The organism is Pseudomonas sp. NPDC086112, from assembly GCF_044746425.1.
Taxonomy (GTDB): domain Bacteria; phylum Pseudomonadota; class Gammaproteobacteria; order Pseudomonadales; family Pseudomonadaceae; genus Aquipseudomonas.
In genome coordinates this window covers 85,989-96,981 of sequence record NZ_JBIVCD010000011.1, presented here as the reverse complement: position 1 = coordinate 96,981, position 10,993 = coordinate 85,989, and the positions used below count along the sequence as shown (strand labels likewise).

At 60.3% G+C, this 10,993-nt stretch carries 16 protein-coding genes; 2 read left to right on the top strand and 14 right to left on the bottom strand.

Features of this window, described 5'->3' with window-relative positions; genetic code table 11:
• Positions 1-4: 4 nt before the first annotated feature.
• The 14 genes from ACIPLA_RS10815 to ACIPLA_RS10750 all read right to left on the bottom strand — a co-directional run bounded on the left by ACIPLA_RS10815 (position 5) and on the right by ACIPLA_RS10750 (position 7,913).
• Entirely contained in the window at positions 5-145 is a 141-nt protein-coding gene (locus tag ACIPLA_RS10815; protein ID WP_033043937.1) for a DUF6890 family protein, read from the bottom strand.
• Between the two features lie 23 nt (positions 146-168).
• Positions 169-456, bottom strand: coding sequence for a putative phage tail assembly chaperone (locus ACIPLA_RS10810; protein ID WP_401173116.1), 288 nt, complete (start codon positions 454-456; stop codon positions 169-171).
• A 32-nt stretch (positions 457-488) separates the two neighbouring features.
• A complete protein-coding gene (locus ACIPLA_RS10805) occupies positions 489-956 on the bottom strand; it encodes a lysis protein (protein ID WP_401173115.1) in 468 nt (155 codons plus the stop codon).
• Positions 953-1,480 carry a lysozyme gene (locus tag ACIPLA_RS10800; RefSeq protein WP_401173114.1) on the bottom strand — a complete coding sequence of 176 codons (528 nt, stop codon included), beginning with the start codon at positions 1,478-1,480 and terminating at the stop codon, positions 953-955. The genes ACIPLA_RS10805 and ACIPLA_RS10800 overlap by 4 nt, the downstream gene beginning before the upstream one ends.
• Positions 1,477-1,806, bottom strand: a complete 330-nt coding sequence (locus ACIPLA_RS10795) for a hypothetical protein (RefSeq protein ID WP_231508961.1) — start codon at positions 1,804-1,806, stop codon at positions 1,477-1,479. The genes ACIPLA_RS10800 and ACIPLA_RS10795 overlap by 4 nt, the downstream gene beginning before the upstream one ends.
• Positions 1,803-2,015, bottom strand: coding sequence for a TraR/DksA C4-type zinc finger protein (locus tag ACIPLA_RS10790; RefSeq protein ID WP_401173113.1), 213 nt, complete (start codon positions 2,013-2,015; stop codon positions 1,803-1,805). Before ACIPLA_RS10790 ends, ACIPLA_RS10795 begins: the two co-directional genes overlap by 4 nt.
• Positions 2,015-2,464, bottom strand: a complete 450-nt coding sequence (locus tag ACIPLA_RS10785) for a DUF2597 family protein (RefSeq protein ID WP_028939309.1) — start codon at positions 2,462-2,464, stop codon at positions 2,015-2,017. The genes ACIPLA_RS10790 and ACIPLA_RS10785 overlap by 1 nt, the downstream gene beginning before the upstream one ends.
• A 6-nt stretch (positions 2,465-2,470) precedes the next feature.
• Positions 2,471-3,586: a DUF2586 domain-containing protein gene (locus ACIPLA_RS10780; protein WP_401173112.1), complete on the bottom strand. Its 1,116-nt coding sequence runs from the start codon at positions 3,584-3,586 to the stop codon at positions 2,471-2,473.
• Positions 3,587-3,597: 11 nt separating this feature from the next.
• A complete protein-coding gene (locus ACIPLA_RS10775) occupies positions 3,598-4,278 on the bottom strand; it encodes a virion morphogenesis protein (protein WP_401173111.1) in 681 nt (226 codons plus the stop codon).
• Complete coding sequence (locus ACIPLA_RS10770; RefSeq protein ID WP_028939306.1) at positions 4,268-4,717, bottom strand: phage tail protein; 450 nt, start codon at positions 4,715-4,717, stop codon at positions 4,268-4,270. Before ACIPLA_RS10770 ends, ACIPLA_RS10775 begins: the two co-directional genes overlap by 11 nt.
• Complete coding sequence (locus ACIPLA_RS10765) at positions 4,714-5,175, bottom strand: head completion/stabilization protein (protein WP_401173110.1); 462 nt, start codon at positions 5,173-5,175, stop codon at positions 4,714-4,716. Before ACIPLA_RS10765 ends, ACIPLA_RS10770 begins: the two co-directional genes overlap by 4 nt.
• 98 nt (positions 5,176-5,273) lie before the next feature.
• Positions 5,274-5,987: a phage terminase small subunit gene (gene gpM / locus ACIPLA_RS10760; RefSeq protein WP_401173109.1), complete on the bottom strand. Its 714-nt coding sequence runs from the start codon at positions 5,985-5,987 to the stop codon at positions 5,274-5,276.
• The gene (locus ACIPLA_RS10755; RefSeq protein ID WP_032830951.1) at positions 5,987-7,003 is read right to left on the bottom strand and encodes a phage major capsid protein, P2 family; all 1,017 of its coding nucleotides are present in this window, start codon (positions 7,001-7,003) and stop codon (positions 5,987-5,989) included. The genes gpM and ACIPLA_RS10755 overlap by 1 nt, the downstream gene beginning before the upstream one ends.
• Before the next feature lies 1 nt (position 7,004).
• The gene (locus tag ACIPLA_RS10750; RefSeq protein WP_401173108.1) at positions 7,005-7,913 is read right to left on the bottom strand and encodes a GPO family capsid scaffolding protein; all 909 of its coding nucleotides are present in this window, start codon (positions 7,911-7,913) and stop codon (positions 7,005-7,007) included.
• 162 nt (positions 7,914-8,075) lie between these two features.
• Between ACIPLA_RS10750 and ACIPLA_RS10745 the strand changes: the two genes are divergently transcribed.
• Entirely contained in the window at positions 8,076-10,139 is a 2,064-nt protein-coding gene (locus tag ACIPLA_RS10745) for a terminase large subunit domain-containing protein (RefSeq protein ID WP_401173107.1), read from the top strand.
• A complete protein-coding gene (locus ACIPLA_RS10740) occupies positions 10,051-10,920 on the top strand; it encodes a phage portal protein (protein WP_095633805.1) in 870 nt (289 codons plus the stop codon). The genes ACIPLA_RS10745 and ACIPLA_RS10740 overlap by 89 nt, the downstream gene beginning before the upstream one ends.
• Positions 10,921-10,993: the final 73 nt, after the last annotated feature.

Here is a 10,993-nt window from a genome sequence, read left to right as displayed (position 1 = left end):
GTATTTATCCGTTCAGTGCATGGGCGATGCCGTTAGCCACGGCGATTTCCATACGTTTCCAGTGTTCGTCCTCCAGCCACTTGGCCGTGCCCATCACCTCGGGTGTGGGCTCTTGACCAGGAAGCCAGCGACTGGACAAGGCCATCAGTTGACCCAGTCCGTCTTCGCTCAGGCGCTCAGCGTGGTCGAGTGCTTTTTTACGATGATTTCAACGTCCGGCGCGTACTCCTCCAGCAGCGCACCGGCGATCTGCATCGTCATCACCGGGTTGGCCATCAGCGAGCGCAGATCGGTGCGCTGATCGGCTGCCACGGTGTTGCTGAGCAGGTTGTGGGAGGGCGCGACCTTGTTGTTGGCGGTCATGGCGTTGAAGTACTTGGTCACGTCCTGCGGGGTCATGGAGAAGGTGAATTCCTTGTCGCCGACTTCCAGGGTGATTTCGCGTTTATCAGTCATCGTGTTGTTCCATTCAGCTTTATGGGTAATGGTCAGCGCAGGCAGATCCGGCGCACGTGGTCCTGCAGCCCCAGGATCATTTGCCGACTGAGGGCGAGTTGATCTCTGAGGGTGAAATAATCCGATCGAGCGTCTGCTGCGAGTTCGGCGGGTCCTGCATCAGCCACGCCGCCGGCGCCGGTCTGCTCGGGTTTGGGGCTGTTGCAGGTGGCTTTGACGCGCAGCCGCTGACGGCCAGCGTCAACAGCGAGGCGCAGGCCATCGTTTTGATTGAGCGCATTGCTCAGCTCCTGGGTACGTTGAAGATCGATCTCGTCGCGGTCAGCCAACATCTCGCCGCCGATTCGGGCCGCTTCGCGCAGGCCTGTAACCTCAAACTGTGCGCTGTCGCGGTCGCGGCGAGCGGCGCCGAGTTGGTCAGTCACCTGATCAAATGCAACCCACACGAGCAGGCCGGACAGCAGGAGAAACGTGGCAAGGCGCAGTGGCGGAATGGTCATTGGGCACACAGCTCCGCTTCTGCCAACCGCCGCGCATGCAGTCCGCGAACGAACTGTTTGCGGCCCTGGGCGTCGGTAACGAATGCCCACACCGGTGTTTTGCCATCCGGGGCCCAGGCGATCGCTTTGCAGCCGTCGGCGATACGTCCGGCATTGATCAGGCCGACCGCTCGACTGGCGCACGTACTCGGCACGCCAAAGTTGTGCGCATGACTACTCAACGCGTCGAAGGTGTTCTGCCCCACTTGCTGATTGGTGATGCAGTCAGCCAACTGCAGCTGCCCTTTCTCGATCACCAGCTGCTCCACCCGGGCACAGCGAGCGTCTGACCAGTAGTCACCGATCACGACCGGGTAAGGGCTGCTATGACGGGTGATGCCTTTGCAAACGGTCGGCAGTCCCCGGGCTAGCTTGTCGGCATAGACCAAGTTCTGGCCGTTGCCTTCCCAGGTGCCCAGGAAAGCCAGCAGCCCAGAACTGCACAGGGCGATCGCGCCGGCGGTGATCTTGCCGCGCAAGCTCATGGCAGCAGTACCCGCAACAGCGTCGGACCGAACATCTGCAGGATTGCCCACAAGGTGCTGGCAATCGCCAATGCCCAGGTGATCTTGCTGCCGATCGCGGACACGACAACGGTCAGCTTCTGCTGGCCGACGTTGAGCTCAGACAGCTGGCCAGACATGTGTTCGAACTGCTGTTCCAGCTTCGTGACGCGTGTGGGCACCAATTCATGCCGGGTCTCCAGCTGTCCCAGACGGTAGGCAATCATGGCGATCTCACCCTCTACGGCGGTCAACCGGCCATGCGCCGAAAGTGGTGCAGCGATTTTCTGCCGCAGACTGTTTGTCATCGGCGGGTTCCTTTCTCGAAAGTGGTCTGGCATGGCGTACAGCGTGTGATCCCGCCAAGCGCCTGGCGCGCAGCAGGGATCTCGTCCCCGCAAGTCGCACAGTGGGTTCGGCTCGGTCCCGTTGGGCGCGGCTGGGCGAGTTGGGCAGCGATTGAACGCTCACGCTCCAGCTCCTCGATCGCTTTGGCGTTGTCGAGCCAATCCCCCATCAGCGCAGGCCCTCGATCTCGGCTGCAGCCAGGTACGGCACGCCGTTAATGCGAATGAAGTCCGGGCTGGTGACGTCAAACGGCACCCTGTGTTTGGACTTTTCACCGCCTTGCGGATCGATGTTCAGCAGGCTGGAGACCTTCAATTTGCAGCCGAAGGCCTCAACACGCAGTTCCTCCTCGCCGGCCTTGGCGAAGAACACGGAGTCGAAAGGTTCAAGTTCGCGAAAACTGCCGGCAGTGCGTGCGGCTTCAATCAGCAGGTTGAAGTTGCTGGTGTCGAATTCCATTTCCCCGCTGGCCGAAACGTCACCGTCAACGTGACCATTGGGGACGCCCCCGCTCTGCGCCACGGCCGTGTTGTCCGTGATGTCGAGGGTGCAGTTTTCAACGTGGACCAGCAGATCGCCCAGGTTCACGTCGAAGTTCTTGCCGCCAATACGTGACATGGGGGGTTACTCCGAATCGTCGTTGGAAAGGTCGAGGGCGATGTTGGCCGTCAGGTCTTTGGGGCAGTTGAGCGGCCGGATCTTGATGTAGAGCTCAACCTTGGTTTTGCTGAGCCACACCAGGACGATGTCGCCGTCCTTGGGCGCCTCGATCTCACCAGGGAAGACCTGGCCGGCGAACGTGGCGGACTTGGCCATCTGGCGCAGTGGTTTCATCAGCGCACTGATCGCGGCGGCCATACTGTTGGGGGTGTTGTTAAGTCGGCGATCGGCGACGCGGCGGATCAGTAACGGGCGCACTTGGCGCGCGGCTTTGTCAGCCAGGCGCAAGTACTCCACCACCTGAAAGTCACTGGCCGGGGCATCGAGCATGTTGCCGTCGCCCCAGAACACGCCCGGGTAATCCGGGTAGGTCTGCGACACGGAGAAACGCGCCTTATCCAGCTCGGCACGGATCGCCGATGGCAGCGGTACGCCTTCGACGTCGGCCGGAACCGCGCCCAAGCCCAGTACCGCACCGGAAGCCACACGCATGGGGCTGTCGGCAATGCTCACGGCCGCGTTGGCCAAGCGGCCAGCCAGCACGCCCAGGTCATTGCCGTGCAGCTGAGGTACGACCAGGACACGCGGCGCGGACAGGTCGGCAGTGATGGCCCGCTGCTCGAGCAGGTATTGATCCCAGGTCTGCAGCACGGTGATGCCGGCGCTCGCCGCCATGACGAATGTGCGGCGGCCGTAGACGTTGTTCAGCGAGATCGCCGCGTCATGCATGGCCGACAGTTGTGCAGCAGTGGTCACCGGTTTGGTGATCACCACCGCCTCGACCGAAAACCCCTGCTGCTGGGCCTTTTCCAACGCTTCGGACCACTCACCGTCCGCCGCGATCGGCGCCGCCAGACCGGCCCAGCGATCGCCGCCGTTCAGTCGGGCGGCAGTGATCTGGGTTTTCAGGTCGCTGGCCGGAATGCCCAGTGCGCTGTCCAGGTCGCTATCGGTGTTTAATGGGATCATCTGACCGATGCTCTTCGCGCCGGGGCCGATGAAAAGGAAATAGCGCTCGATCTCAGTCACGGCACCCTGGCCCAGATTGAGATTGTTTACGCTGACTTTGCCGAGTGCCATGCAGTGCCTCGCTAGCGGGGTGAATTAAGGATTTGTTGGAGCACCTGGTTCAACAGCAAGCCCGTATCGCGCTCGGTGCTGACGCCGATGAACTGGCGCTTGGGCAAGGTGATTTCCCAGCTCTGCGCGCCGCTGCTCTCGGCTTTTTCATCGCCCAAGATTCGGATCAGCAGCCCCGCCTTGGCGTAATTCACATGCTCCTGAATCCAGGCCACTGACGGCCGGGATAAAGATTTTTTGCCTTTCTGGCGAACCTTGAAGCCCAGACGACGCAGGCGCTTGGCCTGCTTTTCCGTGGCAGCCAGGCCCACGGGAACGGTGTTCCACTTGCGCATCTGGGCAGCGGTGCGGCGCTCGCTGACGCCGTTGTGTTGCTGTGCGGCGACCCAGCTGGTTAGCGCGTTACGCCAGCCCAGTTCGGCTTCGTCAGCGCTCACACGGGTGACGATCATCAGCTTGGCCAGGCCGGCTTCCATCTTCTTCTTGCCTTTGGCCGGCCCCTTGCGCGCCTCGAAAGGCGAGCCGTCCAGGTTCTGCTGGTCCCTTGCCCGCTTGCGGCTCATCGTCCGCACGCGCTTGGTGACGTTGTTCAGCAGACGCCGGCGCAGCTGCGGCGGCAGGCTGAGCAACGCCAGCTGCTCACGCACGCCCAGGTAGCCCCGGGCATCGAGCTCGAAGGTGCTACGCGCCACGGGTGCCCACCTCGCCGTGCTCGGCAATCCACAGGTCAAACGGGACAAACGCCCATGTTTTGCCGAAGGCCTCGATCTCGCCGGCGGGATCTTCAGCCAGGTATTGCGGCTCGTTGAACTCGAGGGTGATGTCCACGTCGGCCAGATCGTTGTCGAGCATGGTGATGTCGAACTTCGGCGCAGGCAGTTCGTCGCGATCGCGCTCCTGGTCATTGGTTTCAAGCCAACTACCCACCAGGGCCATCAGGCGTCCGGGGTGATCGGCAAAACGCTCCAGCGCGATCGTCGCGCTGTAACGCATGTCACCCATGCGCAGGCCGTCGAGGTCAGGCTTCCAGATCAGTTCCAGGTTCACCTGGTCGGTCCAGCTGTCGAGCTGTTCCGGCAGCACCAACTGCCGCTCGATCAGGTACGTGGTGAGGGCGCGAAGTTTGATCACAGGAGTGCCGCCGTGATGCGACCACGACCCTGCAGCGACCGGACAGCCTGCTGGCTGAACTCCAGAAAGGTTTCGCCACGCTCGGGCAGCTCTTTGCCTGTGTTCTCCGCACTTTCACGTCGAGTCACGGTAGCGAACTGAGTCAGCAAGCTGGCTTTGGCACGGCAATACACGGCGCGTTTGTACGTCGCTGCGTGAAATGTGCGCTCGGGCAGCACCATAGGGTCAGCAGATTCCACGGTGGTGACGCCTGCGTTTTGCCAAGCCGCCTTGCGCTTGGCGAGGTCACCGTTGACCTCGATCATCGCCGTGGTCAGATCAGTGGCCAGCATGTCTACCAGGTACTCCGCCGGCAGGCGGTAACCCTTCTGGAACTCAGCCAAGGAGAGGTCCGGCCAGAAGCCGTCGTTCTCTATCGCCTGCTCCACAAAGGTGGTGGGTTTCCCGGAAAAGCTCATTGCTGGGCACTCGAATAGGGGCGGGAAAACTGTTTCAGTGGGTCAGGCCATAAATGGTTGGCTCACATCCACAGTTTCTCGCCGGGGGGGGTAGTCGGTTATTCGGGGGCTTTCTCAGCCAGTTCTTTTGTCAGAGCCTTGCGAGCACCTTCCAGGCGCGTGCCGACACCAATGCCTTCGTACAGCGCTTCCGCACGTTCGAAGTGGGTGATGGCTTTCGCAAAGTCGCGCTGGTCCAGAGCCAGGATCCCCAGCTGCTTGTGATAGCGGGCCGGAATGCGCTCAAAAAGCTTCCATTCGCCATCCACCAAGGGCAGCAGGTCGGAGAGGTAAGGTTCGGGGCTGCGCTTGGCCTTGTACTCAGCCTCAGCCCAGTCGATCACCTCATCCGCGACGAAGGTCGGCACGTCACGCTTGAAGCGCTCAGGCAGCTGCTGGTCTTGCCCCATCGCGAAGTTCGCCAGGTCCAGACCGGCTTCGAACTGCGCGGTGTCGAATAGCCAGACCAGGACCTGCATCACTACCGAGTTCGGGAAACTCAATCCGGAATCGCGGTAGCGCTGCACATAGTCCAGGTACTTGGGCAGCAGCTCGTCCCGCTTGAGTTGCTGACGCAGTTCGCGGCTGTTGATCGCACCGATGCGTTCCAGGTCCTGCGCCAATGCGTCTTCCATCAGCTTCAGATGTTTTTTGCCGTTGGCTGGACTGGACAACGCGGTGGCGGATGAATAGGCCATCACTTCGGCACCGGCGCGGGCAGCTGCTGGACCGTCGGCCTGAATGCGGCGTTTGTGCGCCAGTGCCAGGCTCATCAGATCAGCTCCACTTTTTCAGCGGCCGCGAACTTCTCCAGCTGCTCGATCACGTAGCCTTCGTTGCGACCGTTGTAATCCTCGACACGGGAACGTTTCGGGTTCTCGATCAAGTGGCGACGCCAGCTGCTGTCCTGGAAGTAGATCGACAGGTTGTCCCAGCTGGTGACAACGACGGCGTTGACCGGGAAGTGCGGCACGGTGAAGGTCGGCAGACCGCCGTAGGTCGCAATGACCTGGGCACTTTCAATGCGTTCTTTCTCGGTTGGTTTGCCGGCCTGGTTGGAATACAGCTTGGCCTTGTCGCTGGCCAACAGATCACTGCCGACGATGGCAATCAGGTCACCGCCGTCACGGAACACGGAGTCGATCATCTGCTTGACGTCGTGCACCAGGGCGTCGAGGTTTTCGTAGTCGCCGCCAGCACCGAGGGTGATTTTCCCGGCGGTCGCGCCTTCCTCAAGAACCTGCTCAGGGATTTGCTCGCGAGCGATTTGCAGCCAGCCCTTGTTCACGTCCTGCAGCATCGGGTTGGTGGTCAGATTGGTCTGGGGGGCTGCGGTCAAGCCGTGCCAGCCAATCATGATGCGATCCAGAGCGATTTGCTTCTGCACTGCCGCCGAGTAGCGATCGGCAAAGTCCGGAAACTTCGCCCAGCTGTCGATCTTGGCAAACGGCAGGCCAACGTCCGACTCAGTGTGGAACAGCTCGTAGCCCAGGCCGTTCAGGTCAGAAACGTCTTTCGCTTCGCGGTCGGTGGTCTTGGTGTTGGTGCGGCTGGTCACTGGACCATTCACACCGAACATGACCTTCTCGCCCTTGATCTCAGTCACCGGCACTACGTTGATACGTTCGAGGAAATCCGCCCGCTCGGTGATCTTGTCGTTCAGTTCCTGGGCAATGCTCGGCTCGACGTTGAACTGGCGAGTCACGTCGACACCGTAGGTTTCGGCGATCGCTTCACGCAGCGAGGTGTATTGCTTCAGAGCACGATTGCTCAAAGATTGCTGGCTCATGTCACAGCACCCGCTTTTTGATTTCGGTGGAACCGGTGGTTTTCGGCAAAGGCTGACCGGTGGTGGTGTTGAAGGCTTTTTCCAGCAGCGCTTCAATACGATCGAGACGCTTGCTGTCGCCGCCCTTCTTGGCAAACTCGCGATCCGCTTCGGCTTCCGTCACGATGGCGTCGACAGCTTCTTTCACGTCATCGACTTCAGTGGTCGCCGGGTCGGTGACTTCAACAGTCGCCGGTTCGATCACAGCGGCGAGGCCGGTGACGACGAGGCCGAGTTGTTCGATCAAGGCCTTCAACGCCTTGGCTGTAGCTTCATCCATTGGGGGGTTGCTCTCGGTAGGGGTGGTCTGGGTCGTTTCGGTGGGGGTGTCGTCAACAGCGAAGCGCTTAAACAGGCGGGTCAGCAGGTTGGTCAACATGCCAATCTCGCCCTTGGGCTCCTCATCACCCAGCACGCCAAGAGGTACAGACGCGGCGTAATGCACGGGCTCGCCGGTTTTGCGGGAAAAGTAGAGTTCCTGGGTGCCCAGGCTGGCCGGCGAATCGGTCACGGCAAGGCCGGACAGGTAGGCTTTGCCGCTGTTCGCGAAGTTCGGGGTAATTTCGATGCTGGTGAACAGCTTCTCGCCCTGGTCATTGAGGCAGAGCAACTTGTTATTAGGCTTGAGCTGGGCTTCCAAACCGACTTGGCCCGGTTCCAGATCGTCCGCTTCTTCCACCAGGCGTACCGCGAAGACGGTCCCGTAGGAACCGGGCCAGCGTTCGTGTTCACTCCAGATCACCGCCGTGTATTTGGTCGGGCTGTAGGTCTCAGCGATATCACGCAGTTCCTGGGGAAGGATCTCGCGACCATCAGCGGTGGTGCCGCTGGTGGCGACACGTTTCCAGAACGAAACAAGGGAACGGGGCATGGGCGATAACTGCGCTCAATCGGTGACTTGAGCCGCCACGATATGCACCGGCTCACCACCAAACAAACGGTTCACTTTTGCTTTGGTCCTATTTCGCGGATATAGGTCAAACCCGGATTTTAAGCCCACGTTTACAGCGTTTTCGCCGCATAGACTGCGGGCATGCCATACGCCCCCGAACTTAAAGAAGCCGCTAAACGCCTCTATTTGCGCCGCTGCAAGCCGCGTGAAATTCAGGCGCAACTGTCCCTGCCCAATATCCGAATCATTTACTACTGGATCCGCCAGGGTGAGTGGGACGACATGCTGTCGGACGAAGAACCGCTGACGGCTGTTGGCCGGCGAATCACCCTCCTCCTGGACAAATCCACGTCGCTGACCAAGGGCGATCTAGACGAGCTCGATCGCCTGACTACCGTCCGCGATCGGCTGTTGAAGCAATCCGCAAAACCGGTACCAGCGCCGATCGGTGATCCGCCGGCGGACGATGGCCAGCGTAAAGAAGGACAACGGAACGAGCGCCGGGAGCGAGGCGATCGCAACGACAAGGGCGGGAAGAAGCGCGAGAAGAAGGCAAAAAACGAAGTCGGCGAACTGACCGAGGTGGACTTCCTCGACAAGTTCATCAGCAAAATGTACGGCTACCAGAAGGAGTTGTTTGCCGCCAAACAGAACCCGCTGACTTGCCGAATCCGGAACATCCTGAAAAGCCGCCAGGTGGGCCTGACGTACTACTTCGCCGGCGAAGCGTTTATGGACGCCGTGCTAACCGGTGACAACCAGATCTTTCTGTCGGCCAGCCGCGCCCAATCCGAGATTTTCCGCAGCTATATCGTGTCGTTTGCACAGGAATGGTTCGGCCTGGAGCTGACCGGCAACCCCATCGTGCTGAGCAAAAACGGCAAACCATGGGCGGAATTGCGCTTCCTCAGCACCAACAGCAGCACCGCACAGGGTCACCATGGCCATGTCTACGTTGACGAATATTTCTGGATCCGCGACTTCGAAAAGCTCAACACCGTCGCCAGTGCCATGGCCACGCACAAGAAGTGGCGTAAGACCTACTTTTCCACGCCCAGCGCCGTATCGCACCAAGCTTACCCGTTCTGGACGGGTGAGAAATTCCGCAACAGCAAACGCAAGAACGCCAAGGATCCCTGGCCGAGCGAAGCCCAAGCCGCGGCTGGCTCGCTGTGTCCAGACGGGCAATGGCGCAAGGTCATCACCATCCTCGACGCCATCGCCGGCGGCTGCGATCTGTTCGACCTCGAGCAGCTGCAGCTGGAGTACGACGAGGACAAATTTCAACAGCTGTTCATGTGCAAGTTCATCGACAGCACGCAGAGCGCCTTTTCCCTGGTCGACCTGGAGCGCTGTTACTCCGACCTGTCGTTGTGGACCGACTACGACCCCGATGATCCGCGCCCGTTCGGCAACAGCCCCGTCTGGATCGGTTACGACCCGAGCCGCACCCGGGACGATGCCAGTTGCGTGGTTATCGCCCCGCCGCTCGAGGACGGCGGCAAGTTCCGCATCCTGGAGAAGCACAGCTGGCGCGGGCAATCGTTCAAGTACCAGGCCGACCAGGTCAAGAAGCTCACCGAGCGCTTCAACGTGCAGCACATCGGCATCGATACCACCGGCATCGGTTACGGCGTGTTCGACCTGGTACGCGACTTCTACCCGCGTGCGACCTCGATCCACTACAGCCTCGAAACCAAGAACACCCTGGTGCTCAAAGCACAGGACACCATTCAGGGCAGCCGCATCGAGTGGGACGCCGGCTGGAACGATATCGCTCAGGCCTTCCTGACGATCAAGCGCGGCACCACTGGCGGCGGGCAGGTGACCTACAGCGCATCACGAACCGACGCCTCCGGTCACGCCGATATTGCCTGGGCGATCATGCACGCCCTGGCCCATGAACCCCTCAATACCAACAAACAGCGGCGCAGCCGCTACACATTTAGCGGATCAAGCACCCATGGGCAAACCAGCAAAAAACCAGCAGCAACCACCGGCAACCGGTCCGATGCGGACGTTTTCATTCGGTGCGCCGGAACAGGTTCTGACCGAGAACATCGGGCACTATCTGGGCGTGTTCGCCACCCACGACGGACGAACCTACACGCCACCGGTGTCACGCCAAGGCCTGGCCAAACTGCTGCGCGCCAACGCGCACCACGGCGCCATTCCGGGGTTCAAGCGCAACCTGTTGCTGCGTGAGTTCGTATCGTCCAAAGGCTGCTCGATCAAGACCATGAGCTGTGCAGCGCTGGATTTTATGGTGTTCGGCGAGGCGTACTTCCGCCGTAACCGCAACGCGTTCGGCCAGGTGCTGGAGATGGACCACCTGCCGGCGATCAACATGCGGGTCAAAGTGGGTGGCGGGTTTGTGATGCTGCAGAAGGACGGCAAAGAGTTGGAGTTCAACGAAGACGAGGTTGAGCACGTCATGAACTATGACGTGGAACAAAACATCTACGGCGTGCCTGAGTACCTAGGTGGCATGCAGGCACTGCTGCTCAATGAGGCCGCTACCCTCTTCCGCCGGCGCTACTACAGCAACGGTGCCCACGCGGGCTACATCTTCTACACCAACGACCCAAACCTGACTGAGGACGACGAAGAGTCGTTGCGCGAACAGATCAGCGCAAGCAAAGGCGTGGGCAACTTCCGCTCGTTATTCGTGAACATCCCGGGCGGTACCGAGAAGGCGATTCAGATCATTCCAGTCGGGGATTTCCAGGCCAAAGACGAGCTGGAGAAGGTCAAGAACATCACGCGCAACGACGTGATCGCGGCCTGGCGCATGAACCCCGCATTAGCCGGCATCATCCCGGAAAACAACGCAGGCTTTGGCGATATTGAGAAGATCGATCGGGTGTACACCAGCAACGAAATTCGCCCGATCTGCCAGCTGTTCAACCAGTTGAATGACTCGTTACGCGAAGATAGGCGATTCACCTGGAGAACTCAAAAAGACACAGTTGATTCCACTACGTAATCCGCACAAGCAAGAGTTTGCCACTGCATATTGTGGCAAGATAGTGGCGATTGACAGCCCTGGGGAGGGACAC